Raw genomic sequence first — 14,628 nt, 5'->3', positions numbered from 1 at the left:
ATCTTAAAGGTTATTACCCATATGGGCAAAGGTTTATCAAATAGGGGACGTTGCTACGGCTGTTACGGATACCTGCTCTCTAAGTCTATGCGCGCGGGCGGCGTTAGGCTAAAAAATAAAGACCTGACCCCTTTCTTTTTGTGTCTTATGTATTTGCGCTTGTTTGTGAAATCTACTAGAATGACACATGATTGCCCTAAACAAACGCTTCCAAGGTAGAGTCTTAGGGTCTAATATAAGGAGAGAGTGAGTGAACGAAGACACGGCGACCATCGAAGGACGTATCGTCTCCATCAGCGGCGGCTTCCAAGACCTCTACCTTGAATTTGCAAGATGGGTGCCGAACATCATCATAGCAATCGTTGCCTTGGTCATCTCCATTTTCGTAGCAAAGATGATACGGAATATGGCCAGGCGAGCCATGGCCAAGACCAGCACCGAAGGCCACATCGACATTCTCGTCGCCCAGCTGGCCTATATAGGGGCGCTCGCGCTGGGTATCATTATGTCGCTCGGCATCTTGCCGATCAACCTTTCCGCGCTCTTCACAGGCCTCGGCCTCGCTGGCTTTGCCGTCGGTTTCGCTATGAAGGATATCCTGGGCAACTTTCTCGCCGGCATCATCTTGTTGATTCAACGGCCGTTTACCATCGACGACTATATCAAAATCGGCGATGTCGAGGGCACCGTGACCAATATTCGCGTCCGCGACACCCAGCTTACCACTAATGACGGTCGCCTTATATATGTCCCGAACAACACTATGTCGACGAGTAATATCATAAACCTGACGGCGCTTCCCTTGCGCCGCGTAGACGTGGACGCGGGCATCCCGTATAGCAGCGACATCAACCGCGCCGTTAAGGCTTGTCTTGAGGCCGCCGCCCGGTTGCCCGGCTTTGTCGAGCAGCCCATACCCGATGTGATAGTGACGGAATTCGGCGATAGCGCCATCATGCTCCGCGTGCGGATATGGGTCGACTGGAAAGAGCACGGCTATATCCAGGCGCAGTCCGAGGCTCTCAAGCTGGTAAAAGCCGCCCTCGACGACGCCGGCATCGATATCCCGTTCCCGGTGAGGACGGTCTATCTCCACCAGTCGAAAGATGCGTAATACCGCCCGTTACAGCGCTCTTTATCGAGATGATTTCCGGACATAGCAAACCCGTACCGCGCAGGTAATCCGCGTAGCGCTAACAAGCGAGCGTTTGTACCATAAGGTACCGTAAAATATGTCGGCAAGCGTTTTGGACTATATAATCCTGGGTATAAGTAGTCGTAAGATTCGAGGTTACCGCGTTCTTTAACGCGTGCACCCCCTAAGGCAGGAAGTCGGAGAGGAGAACGATATGGCTTACGTGGCGAAAGACTACAGCGGATTGGTCGGGATGGAGGGATTTAGCGAAGCGCTTCTGAACAATCATTTTACGCTCTATCAGGGATATGTGACCAACACCAACAAAGCGCTCGACATATTGGGTCGGATGTTAAACGACGGCCAGACGGGCGCGCCCGAGTTCGCGGAACTCAAAAGAAGGCTTGGTTGGGAGTTTAACGGGATGCGCCTCCATGAATATTATTTCGAAAACCTTGGGGGCAACGGCTCGATAGAGGCGGGGGGCAAACTAGCGCGGCAACTGGCCGAGGTTTTCGGCGGCGTGGAGGCGTGGGAGAAAGAATTCAGGGCGGTCGCCGCCATGCGAGGCATAGGCTGGGCCGTTCTTTACGCGGATAACGCGAACGGCAATCTCATCAATTTCTGGATAAACGAGCACGACGTCGGCCATCCGGCCGGCTGCACGCCGATTCTCGTAATGGATGTCTTCGAGCACGCGTATATGACCGATTACGGCATCAAGCGGCCCGACTACATCGAGGCGTTCTTCAAAAACGTCGACTATAACGCCGCGCAAGCCAGGCTTGGTTAACCGTGCGCGAACGGCTTTATTCGACCCGAAGATGAGGCATATCGATTTTGAATAGGGAGGCATAAGTATGGGATTTACCAAAGAAGAGCTGGCGGTGAAGTTGCGCGAGATGTATAAAGAGATAGACGACCACAATATGGACCTGGCCCTCGATTTTAACGATGAGAAAAACGCATGGGTAATCGGTTTGACCAAAGGTAAGCACGAGCTGACGACACACCTCGAGAAGCAGGACGCCGACGATTGTATGAATGGTATAAAGTGTGTCTATCTCGGAGTTCAGATAGGCCAATTTGTCCAGCACTTCGAGGAAGACGAAGCGAAGTTGGGTTAGCGCGAAGAGAGCGAAGACAATACTCTAAGACAACCGGTGTTTATATCATGCGCCGGTTGTTTCGTTTTAGCCTCGACACGGCTTGGCTAAAAAGGTACTATATTGTAAAGTACCCCGAGGGGGTATAAGGCGGCCTTTTCGGTAAGAAGTGGACTAAAGGAGTTTGAATGCTGAGAACGAGCGCGAAGCCATTCCTTTTGATATTAAGTCTTGTTGCTTTAACTATCGTCGCAACTGGGTGTTTCACATCGGGGGCGGATACCAAAGAGAACGCCGGGATAGCTATAGGCGATGAGCGGGCACAAGGTGCGCTCGAAGCCGAAGCTAACCAGGAATTGCCGGCAAGCACGACGACAACAGAGAAGCCCATGTTTGTCGAAGTTATATCGGCCACCTCCCCCGTGAGTCCGGGCGGCAACCCTGTAACCGTCTTCGTGAAGACCGAACCCGGGGCGATTAGTCAAATCGAACTTGGATATCGGGGCGGCCAAAACGAAGAAGGCGCTTTAGACCCGAAACAGGCCAACGCGAGCGGCATGGTTTCGTGGACTTGGACTGTCGACCCATCGGTGCCTTATGGCGCCTACCCCATATTGGTGACAGCCAAGTCTATCGATGGGCGGACCGCGGTCGCCAAGAGCACGCTCGAGGTAAAGTCGGCCGAAGAGTGCAATGCTTGACCTCCGCCCAAACAGTAGGCCGGTCGGCCCAACAAAGAGTCCTTCGAACCAACCGAGTATTTAAGCCCCTTTGACGAAACACCCCGCGGGGACATCTTCCGCGCGGCACAATGTTCGGCAACCCTTAAATCGCCGTTGATCGCCGTTGATCACAAGCCGGTTTGCGCCATGATTCCCGCATTGAGCCTCTAAAGAATTTACTAAGTCAACGTATATAAACTTAGTTATTAAAGGCGGGTATACATACGCCGATACAGAGTGGAGCACATTATGGGGAAGGCCCTCAGATATACGGGAGGCGTTATGAATCTACAGTTATCATTGAAGAACCAGAGAGCGGGAACACAGATCGTTGCCTTGGTCGTTGTCATTGCGGTTATCGGCGTTGCGGCGTCCATTATCGGCTATACGTCGATAAATTCGCTGAGCACACAAGCTAATAAGTTAGAGGCCGGATCTGAAAAACTCGAGAAGGTCGCGGACCTGCGCCTAACTATCGAGCGCACGGCGATGCCGGTAAACGTCATCATCATCACGCATGAAGTAGCCGCGATGGACGAGTATGCCGAACTGAGAGCGGAAGTCGACCAGCGGGCTGAAGAACTCGAGCGCGTGATGACTTCCGAGGAAGCAAAGAGCATTTTGGCCGAGATAAACGCAAGCCTGGCTACGGCCGATCAGAAAGCCCAGAAGGTCTTTGACGCGTACACCTCTAAAGAAGCCGGTGCGTTGATGGAAGACTACGATCTTAGCGCAATCGAGGCCTCGGTCCGCGCCGAGAAGTTGCGTGAATTGTTGGGCAAGGAGGCGGCGGACTCCATGGAGGCATCGGCGGCCACCGAAGCGACCTCGAAGCGACTTCAAATCTTTTTCATATTGCTCAACCTCGGTGTTAGTGCCGGTGCGGTATTCTTCGTTCTCAGGAAGGTAATCAGCCCGCTCCGCGATAGCTTTTTACATATATCCGAAGCGGTGCGACGCATCGTCGTGTCGATTGGCGATATAAGTAGAAATTCCGAACAGGTAAACGACGCCGCCAACCAGGTGGCCGGCGCGATTTCTCAGGTGGCGTCCGGCTCGGCGGACCAAAGCAGGGCGACCAGCGAGTCGCTGGTCATAGCCGAGCAGATAAAGGCGGCCATCGAGCAGGTGGCCCAGGGTGCCCAGTCACAGGCGAGGTCGGTTTCCGATAGCGTCAACGGCGTAGGCAAACTCGCCGAGGCTATAGACATGGTATCGAGCAAAGCGCATGCGGTATCAGAGGTGGCTACCACCACAAAAGAGACGGCTATGCAGGGCAAAGAGACCGTCGGTAAAGCGATAGACGGTATGGGTAAAACCAAAAGAACGGTTGAGGTAAGCGCCGCCAAAATACAGGAGCTTGGCGAGAAATCCAAGCAGATAGGCGAGATAATCGAAGTAATCGACGATATCGCCGAGCAGACCAACTTGCTCGCGCTAAACGCCGCGATAGAGGCGGCAAGAGCCGGCGAGCATGGAAAGGGCTTCGCGGTCGTAGCCGACGAGGTCAGAAAATTAGCTGAGCGAAGCGCCAAGGCCACCGGTGAGATAGCCAATCTTATCAAGGGCATCCAAGACGAGACGATGCATGCGGTAAGCGCGATGGAGGCCGGTATGGCCGAGGTCGAGCAGGGCTCCGAGCTTGCCGAGGCCGCCGGCGGCGCTATAGCCGAGATGATGACCGCCATCAACGAAGTCGTCAGCCAAATCAGCGAAGTCACAGACGCGGCCGCTCAAATGGCGGCCGCGTCAACCCAGGTAAGCCAGGCGATGGACCAAATCGCGGCTATCACCGAACAAAACACGGCGGCGACCCAAGAAGTCGCGGCCTCAGCCGATCAGGTAGCGCACTCGGTCAACTCCGTCGCCGCGGCGGCTGAAGAAGCCGCGGCCTCAGCCGAAGAGGTCTCGGCTTCCACTGAAGAGCAGGCCGCTTCTGTCGAGCAAATCGCGGCTCAGGTGCAGGCGCTTGCGGGAATGTCGCAAGAGCTTGACGGACTAGTTGCAAGTTTTAACCTTTAGCCCAAACCGTTTTTCTAACTACCTCGCACCAGCGTCAGCAAAAAGACCAGGTCGTCTTCGGCATCGACCGCGTGAACGAGTTTTGGCGGCATAAATATCAACGAGCCCGGCGTCGCCTCATGCGCCTCTTTGTCGAGCCGCACCTTGGCCGTACCGCTCAAAATATGAATTATGGCCGGCGTGCCGGCGGTGTGCTCCGAGAGCGATTGCCCCTTAGACATCATAAAGAGAACGATCTTGCTCTTTGCGTTGTCGACCAGGGTCTTACTGACCGTGCCTTCTTTGGCAAACTCGACTAAATCGTTGATGTTTGCGATATGGGTTTTCACTTCTTCCACTTGTCGCCTCCTTCGAGCGAGCCGATATCACTTTCGCGACCCGCGTCTTATGATTCTACATCTTAGACGTGTTCTGTGTATCGTAGCATAATGTCGGCGACGTGCGCGCCGCGCCGCCGGATTATCGAAGTGATAGCAGGCGATATTTGTGCTACACTGTTCGAAGTAAAAAATAGGAGGGACTTGATGAGCGGCTACAAAGACGAACTACGGGATTATTTGAAGGAGAAAGCGGTCGTAATTGGTGAGGTCACGCTCTCGTCGGGCGAAAAGAGCAATTATTATATAGACTGCCGGAAGGTCACGCTCGATGCCAAGGGCGCTTTTTTAATCGGGGAGGTACTCTCCGATATGCTCGAAGACGCCGACGCGGTCGGCGGACTTACACTCGGCGCCGACCCTATCGCGACCGCGGTCTCTATGCGCAGTTACGAAAAGGGGAGACCGGTATCGGCATTTTTGGTCAGGAAGGGCATGAAGTCTCACGGTATGATGAAGCGGATAGAAGGACCCATCCGGCCGAACTCGAGCGTCGTCATTGTCGACGATGTGATAACCAAAGGCGGCTCGGTAGTCGAGGCGATAGAGGCTGTCGAAGCCGAGGGGCACCGGGTCTTAAAAGTCGTCTGTCTGGTCGACCGCGAGCAGGGCGGCAGCGAGATAATACGGGGCAAAGGCTATAATCTAGAGGTACTGTATACCCCGGCTGATTTCGGTGTGACGAAAGCAGAACAATACTAGCTATTCGTTGTGGATTGTTATATAATATACCCCGTATGGTATTATCTTTCACCGCGAGCTACCCGACAAATGGTAATAGATACACTATGCGCGCGCGATACGATGATTTTCCGATTTGAGCGCGCGTGAATAATGTAATGTATTAAGGAGGCAACGTGAGCGAAGCCGAAAAACCCAAAAAAGCTACCATTATCGCATGGAGCGACGATCTAGACAAAGTTTATCCGCAATTAATTCTTGCCACAACCGCGGCGGCCTATGATGTAAAGGTGACGGTCTTCGTCACGTTCTGGGGCCTATTGGCGTTCAAAAAGAACAAAAAGGGCATTACGGGCAAGAGTTTGATGACAAAGATGCTCGCGGTAATGCGCAAAGGCGGCACAGACAAGCTTAAGATATCCAGGTTGAACATGGGCGGAATGGGCACTTGGATGATGAAGAAGATATTCAAACATGAAAGGGTCGCTAGCCTCGACGAGCTTATCGAAATGGCTCTCTTATCCGACGTAGAGTTCATCCCGTGACAAATGACCATGGACGCTTTTGGATTAAAGCGTGAAGACCTGATAGATGGAATGGGAGAGCCGGCGGGCGCTTCTAAAGCTATCTCGGAAGCATTAGATTCGCAGATCAACTGGTTTATCTAAAGTTGGTCGTTGAGGGCGCCGGATGTCCGGGGCCGATACGCGGTAAATAATGGGCACGATGTGGTCGTGCCCATTATTTATTTTCCATTGTTTATTTTCGGCACTTGGTCTCCCTTAATCTTGCAAGCGCGCTCTCGACATCCCGCTCTATCTCACAGCTCTCTTTCTCCCGCAACATTTCGTAGATATTCTCGACGTTCTTTCCGGGATTTACTATGAGAAGCATGCCGTCGACCGCTTTAATTTTCGTGCAACAACTATCGAGCGCCTCGAATCCGGCCCCGTCCATATATCGCAGGTCGGTGATGTCGATGATTATTCCGGTATAACCGGCGTCGATGAGGGCGCCGACCGCGCCGTGAATGAACGGCGCCGTGAAGGCATCGCACTCGCCATCCAATGTTACGAGCGGAAAACCATCGATGCTGCCGAGGTTTATCTGTATGTGAGCGCGCTTTTCTGGTTGGTTCATTCAATCAATTCTCCCTAATTGACAGTATAGCTGGTAAAATAGACTTTGGTAAGCAAGCCTGTCGCTGAAAGGCTTTTTAGTCGGCCGGTTAAATTTCCGTGCCGGCGGCAAACCGAAATGTGGGGGAGATGTGGATATAGCAACCTATCTTCAGGCGAGAGAGTTTCTGCAAGGGCTCGACCTCTACCTGTTAATACTTCTCGTCACCTTAGCGACGGTGCTGGCGGCCTTGAGCGTGGCCGGGAGCGCGCATGCCGGCCGCGTGTTGATCGCGACCGTTGCCTCGCTGCTTCTCGGTTTCGCGGTGCTGGTGTGGTTTCACTATCAAATATATACGAGCGTGCAAATTATCAATCCATCGAACGCGCTCGTTGTCGGCAAATTGACGGCCCCGCTCTGGATCGAGAGCGAGAAGCTCTATTTCTGGGCGATATTCTTGGGGCTATTTACCTATTTCGTCTATCGACGCGCCGAGAACAAGACCTTTAGCTGTTGGCTAAATGTCGTCTTTGCCGGGTTCGTCTACTTAACAATGCTCACGTCGAACCCTTTTACCGAGCCGCTGCCCGGTCTCCATGGGGAAATCATGAATTATCAGATGGCGATGAATAGCGGGGACCCCGCCACACAGATGCGGTTCTTCCAGATGTTTTACGGCAAAGTCGTCTATTTCTATAACTCGACCTATATGTGGATACATCCGCCGCTCTTGTTTATATCGTATGCCGCGCTGATTGTCTCGTTTCTCGCGTCGGTCTTCATGCTGATAAAGAGGGGAGAGACGGCTTTCGATAACATCGCGTATCGTTATGCACGGCTCGGTTATACCCTGTTGACCTTCGGTATGCTCGTGAGCTACCCGTGGGCGCTGAAGGCTTGGCCCAACGAGCCGTGGTGGTGGTCTCCGAAGGTAAATATGTCCATTCTGATGTGGATGCTATATACGGCTTATCTCCACTCGCGCCTTCATTTGCAGAGGCGTGGGATGTGGGCGGTCACCGCGTCCCTGGGGGTTCTCTGCTTCGTGGCCTTAGTCCTGACTTATATTACGACATATCTGATTCCGGGTGTTCATTCGTATGGTTAAGAGTCGATAGGGAGGTGCCGACGGCATGTTGAAGGTGACAAAACCGGGCGTATACGACTATGTGTTGGCGCTTGCGACGGTCGCAATCCTCACCGCGCTCTCCGCGGTCTTTATCTACGGGACCCTGGAGAGTTGGAATAATAGCATAAACAACCCGAATTGGACGAGAGGCCCGCTTTACGCCGATTATCTCGGCCGGATGAACGCGTATGCTTATCCGTTTGTCGTCGCGCTCGTGCTCGCTTTGTGTATGTGCATACCGAAGAGGTTTATCCCGCGAACATATCTGCTCCAGTCGAGCTTCGTTATCCTGGCCTTGAGCGCGATGGTCGGGATATTGTGGGGTTTCGCTTGGGGGCTGGGTTTTTTATTGCTGATATCGGCCCTGCTCCAGCTGGTGGTGGTCGTGCTGACAGGCGCGCGCACAGGCACGCTCGTATTCGAACGGGAGGGCGCGCTCGTTCAGATCGGCTCGGCCCTGCTCCATCTCGGTTTCGTAGTATTCGTTTTCGACCTGGTGCTCGTCGCCGATATCCGGCGCCATCTCGGTATCTTCTGGTTTTCGACCGCGCTCATTACTGTTGGGACTCTGATGTCGTTTTACCCGAGAGAGATAGCCTCATTGGTTCGCCGCTCGAAGCAGGGCTAGGATACTCTCTTTACTTGATGCTCATTTCTTGAGAAAATCAGGATAAGGATTTACTGTAAGGAGTGATTTGATGGCTAAACGGAAAGTAAAGGGAAGACCGTCCGCAAAACCTCAACCACAAGCTAATGTTAAGACCGGTCCGAACACGAATCAGGTGGCCGCGATAGCGGTTATCGTTATGTCGCTGGCGGTATTGGTGTATTACGCGCTCCAACCGGGTAACACGAATCAGGCGGCGAACAATGCCGAAGTGGCTCCTGTCAATTCGAATCAGCCGCTATCGCCGCCGATGACGGGCGTGGAGGTAAAGACGGTCGGCACAATCGACGCGTCGAAGGCAAAAGTGGCCACGTTTAAACTGGTCGAGTTGGCGGGTACCGATTGTTTGGAGACCATCGCGGCCCAGTTTGGGACTACCGGCGGCATCGGCCAAGTAAGGGCCGATTACGATAACCAGCTATGTGAAGTACAATATGACGGGAGCAAGGTGAGCGAGGACAAAATTATCGAAGCTCTCAGCAAGGCGAACCATCAGGGACAAGTGACCAGCCAAAAGATAACATCTACCGAGCCGGCGAAGGCTAGCGCTGAAGATACGCAGAAGTAGGCACTCGATAGGCTTTAATAAAACACAAAAGACAGCGGCTCACACGAGTCGCTGTCTTTTTAACGGCATGATTCCGCGGCCAAATCATGCCGTGCTCCCAAGTATGTCTTCGGCTAGTTCGCGACCTCTATTACCTCCACCTCGAAGCGCAACTCTTTACCTGCCAGCTCGTGGTTGAAATCGATGCTGACGAACTCATCGTTTATCTCGACGATAGTGCCGACGAGCATTTCACCTTCCGGGTCCTTGCCGGGAACCTTGTCGCCGACGTGTACGTCCGCTTCTTTGGGGATTTCTTTGCGCGGCACGCGGATTATTCTTTCCTCCGTGTGCATCCCATAGGCGTCTTCGGGAGTGACGGTTATCGATCTCTTGTCACCCCGCTTTAGGCCGTCCATCTCCTTTTCGAGGCCGACTATAAGGCTGCCTTCGCCTTGCGTGTAGGTCATGGGCTTGCCGTCGAGGGTCTCATCCATCAGGGTCTCATCGTGGAAAAGCTTGTATGCGAATGTCACCGTCGACCCTTTTTTGATAAGCATAATCGAATCCTTTCTCGTAAAAATCAGGCTCAACTTAAAAACCGGGTTCTCGCCCCGATTAGTCTGATTGCTTATATTGTCTGGTTCTATATCCTATCGCTAAAGTGCTGTTATGTCAATTTTCGGACGTGCTTGGCCCGAGGCGCGGGCAAAATAAAAAGGGCTCGTGTCGAGCCCTTTGACAACGCTTGGTTAGCCGAAAATCCAGCCGCCGTACTCTTCGAAATAATAGGCGGGGTCGGTAAGGTATTTTTTGGAGTTGGCGAGGAGGTCGTAGTGTTGCTGCTCTTCGGCGACCATGAAGCGGAAGAAAGTCTCCACGCGCTCATCTTCGGCTTCCTCCAGCGCCTTCTCATAGAGTTCGTAGCTACGCGTCTCCATCGTGAGCGCGATATCGTATATGTCGATATCGTCGGCCAACGGTTCGACACCTTTTTCGGTGCTTTTCATCCGCTCCGCGACGAGTCCTTGAATGCGGTCGGTGAGGTCTAGGCGGCACTCGGTCGCGATGTCGAAGTCTCCGTTCCCCAAGAGGTGGTCGTTGAACGCCGTGATTTTCCGTACGTGCTCGACCTCTTCGTCCGCGAGAAAAATAAGGACTTTCTTCGCAAAAGGATCGGTTACCTTGTCGATAAGTTGACGGTAAAACAACTCACCGTTGTGCTCGAATTCGAAAGCTACGCGCAGCGCGTCACAGTACGCTCGTTCCACTAACATCATTCCTTTCTTAAGACCCCTATGAAATCGACCTAAAGATTAAGTTCGACGAAGATCATTAGATATTATACCAAGCGCTCGGCTAATTTGCCCCCCGTGCCGAGCAGGGCCAACCGGATAGGGCAGGCGAGTGCAACGATACAGGGCGCGCGCGAGATAGCGCCGACGAAACCGGCATGCCGATAGCCTAAACGTACGGGTAGAGCTTTCTCTTGTAGTCCCGCAGCTGGTTAAATATCTTGAAGTGCTTCGTTTCATCCATGATTAAGTATGAGAGAAGGTGGCGGACGACGAAGTGCCGGCTCTCCTCGTACTCGGCTTCCCCAAGGGTTATCGAGTCTTTTTCGATTTGGATGTGCGCATCCAGCAGCTCCGAGATATCTCCGAGTTCCTCCGGAGTCAGCGTAATGGTTCCGTCGAGCGCTTCCTTGATGAAGTTGAGAATCTCGATGTGTTTCCGGGAGTCGGTCTTTACGAGTCCGGCCATCAACTTCACCATGGCGTTATCGCTCGCGTCGATGATCTTTTCACAGCTCGCTATCGTATCGTCTTCGAGCCTAAGCCACTTCTCGATGCCTTCTTCGAAATATTCTTTGCGTTCCACTGCGGCCATGATTATTCCTCCTTAAGTCTTGCCCCTTACAACCTGAACGGGCGCATAGGTGCGATTTACCTTCGTCTTTACCCGGAAAGCGTGGTTCTCACACCTTCGGCGCGATGTCGCGGCATCAAATGTTTGGCGGTCATGGCCTACGGTTTTTGCTACAATTGTCTTCAGTGGCGTCGCTTTAACAATGGAGGATATGAATGATACCAAAGGTAGACCCCGGTCTTTGTATCGGATGCGGAAACTGCGAACTGCTTTGCCCGCGCGTATTTACCGTCCATAACGACGGGATATCGCACGTCATCAAAGGCGCCGACTGCGAGGAGGAGGGCTGCTGTGAAGAGGCGGCGGAGGAGTGCCCCACGGGCGCGATCAAACTAATCGATAAGCGGGCCTCAAAATAACCAAGTGCCAAGCTCATGATCGCTAAGACAGATAGATAGATTGATAGACAGACGAGGCGGTGATAAGTGAAGAGAACCCAAATAGCAGAGCGCGCCGGAGAAATCATCGGGAGATTGAAAGAAGAATACAAGAATGCGGGCATAGTCCTGAATTATTCTAACGACTTTGAGCTGTTGGTGGCGGTCATTCTCTCGGCCCAATGTACCGACAAGAAGGTAAACGAAGTCACCGCGGAACTCTTCAAGAAATATAGGGATGTCGGCGATTATGCGCGGGCCGGCCTCGAGGAGTTGGAGCGGGATGTTAGGCCGACCGGTTTTTTCAGAAACAAGGCTAAGAGCATAAAGGGCGCCGCGGTGGTGGTGCTCGATAGATTCGGCGGGAAAATCCCATCGACGATGGATGAGATTTTAGAGCTGCCCGGCGTGGCGCGCAAGACCGCCAACATAGTCCTCGGGAACGCTCATGGCGTGGTCGTCGGAATCGCGGTCGACACCCACGTGAAGCGCCTGTCCCGGCGCCTCGGACTCACCGAGAATGATAACCCCGACAAGATAGAGCGTGACCTGATGGAGGTTGTCCCAAACGGCGATTGGTTTGGATTTACCTATCTGATGATAGAGCATGGCCGGGCAGTTTGCGATGCGAAAAAGCCTCGTTGCGACAGATGCTTGCTGAATGATGTCTGTCCCTCGGCATTCAAAGTGCGGACGATGGCGACCCGATAACGCCGGTGCGTCAATAAAGCGGGTGTCGGCGGGATTCGCCCGGCCGATCTTGCGCTTGCTTATACTATAGCCAGGCATACTAGACGTTTTATCGGCAACAACGTATAATATCTTCTAATCTGAGCCATTCAGTATGATAAAAACCGATTTAAGATCTCGACCTGTATTTAATATATGGTTTGCTCCTTGATACTTCTAAATCTCAAAGTAACACCGCTCGTTTAAGTTAGTTATTTAATAAATTTAGTAATAGAGAGTGAACAAGAAGACCAATAAGGCTAATCGCGGGAGGGGATAATTGGACATACTTGAACTCATACAAACAAGAAGAAGTGTGCGCAAATATACGGGTGAACCTGTCAGCGATAAGGATATCGACACGCTTCTGGAAGCGGGCAGGTGGGCCCCCTCGGGTCTCAACAACCAGCCGTGGCGTTTCGCGGTTATACGCGGCATGGAGACGAAAAAACGGCTCGCGGCCGCGACAAAATATTCGACTATAATTCTTAGCGCGGACACCCTGATAGCGGTATTCCTCGACCGTCTCGTCATATACGATAAGATAAAAGACGCCCAGGCGGTGGGTGCTTGCATCCAAAACATGCTTCTGCAGGCCCATGGGCTGGGTCTCGGCGCGTGCTGGCTTGGCCAAATACTCGCCAAGGCCGAGATGGTAAGGCAGGGTCTCGACGCCCCCGAAAGCTACGAGCTGATGGCGGTGGTCGCCGTAGGCCATCCCGAGCCGGCCAAGCTTATCGGGAAGCGTGAAGAACTCGACAAGCTGGTGTTCATGCGCGAGAAAATCCAATAACTTTTGAAGCAAAGAGCAACAACCTTTGACCTACGTGTTGTTAGCGCTCTAACCGGTCAATTCTCTCGATCGTGTTCGAGCCGATCACATAGAAAGAGCCGTCGGGTGCTTGGGCGACACCGATGACCTGTTCATCGAAGTTCACGACCGCGTTATCGGCGACGACCGTATCGAAATCGGGACCGGCGAATTCGATAGCGCGCACCTCGCGCGTGTTGTAGGCGCCAAAAACGAAGGTGTCGCGCATTTCGGGGAAGCGATCTCCGGTGTAGAAGATAGCTTGCGTCGGCGCGATAGATTTACTATAGACCGCAACCGGGTCTACGAATCGCGCGTCACGAGCCTCTCCGGTCACCTCGGGCCAGCCATAGTTCTTGCCCGCTTCGATTTTGTTTATCTCATCGTTGTCCGCGGGGCCGTTCTCCGTTACGAAGAGCGTATTTGTGACCGGCTCGATCGCCATCCCGAAGATGTTTCGATGCCCATACGAGTAGACCGGCGACCCGGGGAAGGGGTTGTCGGATGGGATTTCACCATCCGCGTTCACCCGCAAGACTTTGCCGCCGGTCGATTCTATATCCTGAGCGAGGCCGGCATCCCCGGCATCCCCGGTCGAGATAAAGAGCCTTTCGTTCGGCCCGAAGACGAGGATGCCGCCATTGTGAATTCTGCCGCCCGGGATGTCGTCCATTATGGTTTCGGGTCCGGGCTGAGCGTCTCCGTCGGCTTTAAACCTTACGACCCTATTGAAGAGCGCGCCGTCTTTATCGTACGTGTGGTAAACGTAAACATAAGGAAGAGCTTGATAGTTGGAGGATATGGCGATTCCCAGGAGTCCCGTCTCGTGGTACCCGAGTATCCGCGGGACTTTTATTACGGCGAAGGGCTCATCCTGGAGTTCGCCATCTTTGAAGACGCGGATGCGACCGACTCTCTCGGTTATGAAAATGCGGCCGTCCGGCGTGAACGCCATCGAAGTCGGGGAGTCGAGGCCTTTTATCTCGGCCGGGTAAGCGGATTTCGGTGCGGCGTCACCGTTGGCGCTGTCGCCCGGCGCGGTGGTCGTGGTCGTTTTCGTCGTCTGTTGGGCACATCCGGCTAGCAGTAGGACGACCATCGAGACGATGTAAACAGCGTAGTGACGAGTCGGCGACCTTGTTGTTTTCATGCTCGAATTCTACCCCGTCAGCGACCTGTTTAAACAAGCATCTTCCCCGCGGAGGCGATTACGGGTCCGCATAGGCGGTTGTAGGCTCGCATAGGCGATTACGGGTTTAGCTACTACTTTTATTCGA

General features: G+C 53.2%; 20 protein-coding genes. 14 read left to right on the top strand and 6 right to left on the bottom strand.

The genetic code is table 11. The features are described 5' to 3' along the window. The first annotated feature begins 250 nt into the window (after positions 1-250). From KGZ93_09545 to KGZ93_09525, 5 genes are all read left to right on the top strand, one after another. Positions 251-1,114 (top strand): mechanosensitive ion channel family protein, encoded by an 864-nt coding sequence (locus KGZ93_09545; GenBank protein MBS3909843.1) that lies wholly within the window; start codon positions 251-253, stop codon positions 1,112-1,114. A 235-nt stretch (positions 1,115-1,349) separates the two neighbouring features. After that, positions 1,350-1,928, top strand: a complete 579-nt coding sequence (locus KGZ93_09540; protein ID MBS3909842.1) for a superoxide dismutase — start codon at positions 1,350-1,352, stop codon at positions 1,926-1,928. A 67-nt stretch (positions 1,929-1,995) separates the two neighbouring features. Next, positions 1,996-2,262, top strand: coding sequence for a hypothetical protein (locus tag KGZ93_09535; protein ID MBS3909841.1), 267 nt, complete (start codon positions 1,996-1,998; stop codon positions 2,260-2,262). Positions 2,263-2,429: 167 nt separating this feature from the next. Then, the gene (locus tag KGZ93_09530; GenBank protein MBS3909840.1) at positions 2,430-2,942 is read left to right on the top strand and encodes a hypothetical protein; all 513 of its coding nucleotides are present in this window, start codon (positions 2,430-2,432) and stop codon (positions 2,940-2,942) included. 303 nt (positions 2,943-3,245) lie between these two features. Continuing rightward, positions 3,246-4,985 carry a hypothetical protein gene (locus KGZ93_09525; GenBank protein ID MBS3909839.1) on the top strand — a complete coding sequence of 580 codons (1,740 nt, stop codon included), beginning with the start codon at positions 3,246-3,248 and terminating at the stop codon, positions 4,983-4,985. Between the two features lie 14 nt (positions 4,986-4,999). Here the strand turns inward: KGZ93_09525 and KGZ93_09520 are convergent, their stop codons facing one another. Next, the gene (locus KGZ93_09520) at positions 5,000-5,323 is read right to left on the bottom strand and encodes a cupin domain-containing protein (protein MBS3909838.1); all 324 of its coding nucleotides are present in this window, start codon (positions 5,321-5,323) and stop codon (positions 5,000-5,002) included. 186 nt (positions 5,324-5,509) lie between these two features. Here KGZ93_09520 and pyrE point away from each other — a divergent pair, with 186 nt between their 5' ends. The 3 genes from pyrE to KGZ93_09505 all read left to right on the top strand — a co-directional run bounded on the left by pyrE (position 5,510) and on the right by KGZ93_09505 (position 6,711). Beyond that, positions 5,510-6,064: an orotate phosphoribosyltransferase gene (gene pyrE, locus KGZ93_09515; protein ID MBS3909837.1), complete on the top strand. Its 555-nt coding sequence runs from the start codon at positions 5,510-5,512 to the stop codon at positions 6,062-6,064. A 155-nt stretch (positions 6,065-6,219) separates the two neighbouring features. After that, complete coding sequence (locus KGZ93_09510) at positions 6,220-6,588, top strand: DsrE/DsrF/DrsH-like family protein (GenBank protein MBS3909836.1); 369 nt, start codon at positions 6,220-6,222, stop codon at positions 6,586-6,588. A 9-nt stretch (positions 6,589-6,597) separates the two neighbouring features. Next, positions 6,598-6,711 (top strand): DsrE/DsrF/DrsH-like family protein, encoded by a 114-nt coding sequence (locus KGZ93_09505; GenBank protein ID MBS3909835.1) that lies wholly within the window; start codon positions 6,598-6,600, stop codon positions 6,709-6,711. Between the two features lie 91 nt (positions 6,712-6,802). Here the strand turns inward: KGZ93_09505 and KGZ93_09500 are convergent, their stop codons facing one another. After that, positions 6,803-7,183, bottom strand: a complete 381-nt coding sequence (locus KGZ93_09500) for an STAS domain-containing protein (protein ID MBS3909834.1) — start codon at positions 7,181-7,183, stop codon at positions 6,803-6,805. A gap of 130 nt (positions 7,184-7,313) precedes the next feature. Here KGZ93_09500 and ccsA point away from each other — a divergent pair, with 130 nt between their 5' ends. The 3 genes from ccsA to KGZ93_09485 all read left to right on the top strand — a co-directional run bounded on the left by ccsA (position 7,314) and on the right by KGZ93_09485 (position 9,526). After that, entirely contained in the window at positions 7,314-8,270 is a 957-nt protein-coding gene (gene ccsA / locus KGZ93_09495) for a cytochrome c biogenesis protein CcsA (GenBank protein MBS3909833.1), read from the top strand. 25 nt (positions 8,271-8,295) lie between these two features. Beyond that, positions 8,296-8,919 carry a hypothetical protein gene (locus KGZ93_09490; protein MBS3909832.1) on the top strand — a complete coding sequence of 208 codons (624 nt, stop codon included), beginning with the start codon at positions 8,296-8,298 and terminating at the stop codon, positions 8,917-8,919. Positions 8,920-8,989: 70 nt separating this feature from the next. Then, the gene (locus tag KGZ93_09485) at positions 8,990-9,526 is read left to right on the top strand and encodes a heavy-metal-associated domain-containing protein (protein MBS3909831.1); all 537 of its coding nucleotides are present in this window, start codon (positions 8,990-8,992) and stop codon (positions 9,524-9,526) included. A 113-nt stretch (positions 9,527-9,639) separates the two neighbouring features. On the opposite strand, the gene KGZ93_09480 is transcribed toward KGZ93_09485, so the two are convergent. The 3 genes from KGZ93_09480 to KGZ93_09470 all read right to left on the bottom strand — a co-directional run bounded on the left by KGZ93_09480 (position 9,640) and on the right by KGZ93_09470 (position 11,395). Next, positions 9,640-10,065, bottom strand: a complete 426-nt coding sequence (locus tag KGZ93_09480; protein MBS3909830.1) for an FKBP-type peptidyl-prolyl cis-trans isomerase — start codon at positions 10,063-10,065, stop codon at positions 9,640-9,642. Positions 10,066-10,257: 192 nt separating this feature from the next. Further along, entirely contained in the window at positions 10,258-10,785 is a 528-nt protein-coding gene (locus KGZ93_09475; protein ID MBS3909829.1) for a ferritin family protein, read from the bottom strand. 184 nt (positions 10,786-10,969) lie between these two features. Then, a complete protein-coding gene (locus KGZ93_09470; protein MBS3909828.1) occupies positions 10,970-11,395 on the bottom strand; it encodes a hypothetical protein in 426 nt (141 codons plus the stop codon). A 194-nt stretch (positions 11,396-11,589) separates the two neighbouring features. Here KGZ93_09470 and KGZ93_09465 point away from each other — a divergent pair, with 194 nt between their 5' ends. From KGZ93_09465 to KGZ93_09455, 3 genes are all read left to right on the top strand, one after another. After that, positions 11,590-11,793 carry a ferredoxin gene (locus KGZ93_09465; GenBank protein MBS3909827.1) on the top strand — a complete coding sequence of 68 codons (204 nt, stop codon included), beginning with the start codon at positions 11,590-11,592 and terminating at the stop codon, positions 11,791-11,793. Between the two features lie 66 nt (positions 11,794-11,859). Then, a complete protein-coding gene (gene nth / locus KGZ93_09460) occupies positions 11,860-12,522 on the top strand; it encodes an endonuclease III (protein ID MBS3909826.1) in 663 nt (220 codons plus the stop codon). A 298-nt stretch (positions 12,523-12,820) separates the two neighbouring features. Next, entirely contained in the window at positions 12,821-13,333 is a 513-nt protein-coding gene (locus tag KGZ93_09455) for a nitroreductase (GenBank protein ID MBS3909825.1), read from the top strand. Between the two features lie 40 nt (positions 13,334-13,373). On the opposite strand, the gene KGZ93_09450 is transcribed toward KGZ93_09455, so the two are convergent. Then, a complete protein-coding gene (locus tag KGZ93_09450; GenBank protein ID MBS3909824.1) occupies positions 13,374-14,501 on the bottom strand; it encodes a PQQ-dependent sugar dehydrogenase in 1,128 nt (375 codons plus the stop codon). Between the last annotated feature and the right edge of the window lie 127 nt (positions 14,502-14,628).

Source organism: Actinomycetota bacterium (assembly GCA_018333515.1).
GTDB lineage: Bacteria > Actinomycetota > Aquicultoria > Aquicultorales > Aquicultoraceae > Aquicultor.
Note: the sequence above shows the minus strand (reverse complement) of the source record. Positions and strands in the feature narration are given on the sequence as shown.

Excerpts from the sequence above, each read along its gene's own strand:
- KGZ93_09540 (MBS3909842.1), top strand. The coding sequence starts at position 1,350 with ATGGCTTACGTGGCGAAAGACTACAGCGGATTGGTCGGGATGGAGGGA.
- KGZ93_09535 (MBS3909841.1), top strand. The coding sequence starts at position 1,996 with ATGGGATTTACCAAAGAAGAGCTGGCGGTGAAGTTGCGCGAGATGTAT.
- KGZ93_09530 (MBS3909840.1), top strand. The coding sequence starts at position 2,430 with ATGCTGAGAACGAGCGCGAAGCCATTCCTTTTGATATTAAGTCTTGTT.
- KGZ93_09525 (MBS3909839.1), top strand. The coding sequence starts at position 3,246 with ATGAATCTACAGTTATCATTGAAGAACCAGAGAGCGGGAACACAGATC.
- pyrE (MBS3909837.1), top strand. The coding sequence starts at position 5,510 with ATGAGCGGCTACAAAGACGAACTACGGGATTATTTGAAGGAGAAAGCG.
- KGZ93_09505 (MBS3909835.1), top strand. The coding sequence starts at position 6,598 with ATGGACGCTTTTGGATTAAAGCGTGAAGACCTGATAGATGGAATGGGA.
- KGZ93_09500 (MBS3909834.1), bottom strand. The coding sequence starts at position 7,183 with ATGAACCAACCAGAAAAGCGCGCTCACATACAGATAAACCTCGGCAGC.
- KGZ93_09490 (MBS3909832.1), top strand. The coding sequence starts at position 8,296 with ATGTTGAAGGTGACAAAACCGGGCGTATACGACTATGTGTTGGCGCTT.
- KGZ93_09485 (MBS3909831.1), top strand. The coding sequence starts at position 8,990 with ATGGCTAAACGGAAAGTAAAGGGAAGACCGTCCGCAAAACCTCAACCA.
- KGZ93_09480 (MBS3909830.1), bottom strand. The coding sequence starts at position 10,065 with ATGCTTATCAAAAAAGGGTCGACGGTGACATTCGCATACAAGCTTTTC.
- KGZ93_09475 (MBS3909829.1), bottom strand. The coding sequence starts at position 10,785 with ATGATGTTAGTGGAACGAGCGTACTGTGACGCGCTGCGCGTAGCTTTC.
- KGZ93_09470 (MBS3909828.1), bottom strand. The coding sequence starts at position 11,395 with ATGGCCGCAGTGGAACGCAAAGAATATTTCGAAGAAGGCATCGAGAAG.
- KGZ93_09465 (MBS3909827.1), top strand. The coding sequence starts at position 11,590 with ATGATACCAAAGGTAGACCCCGGTCTTTGTATCGGATGCGGAAACTGC.
- KGZ93_09450 (MBS3909824.1), bottom strand. The coding sequence starts at position 14,501 with ATGAAAACAACAAGGTCGCCGACTCGTCACTACGCTGTTTACATCGTC.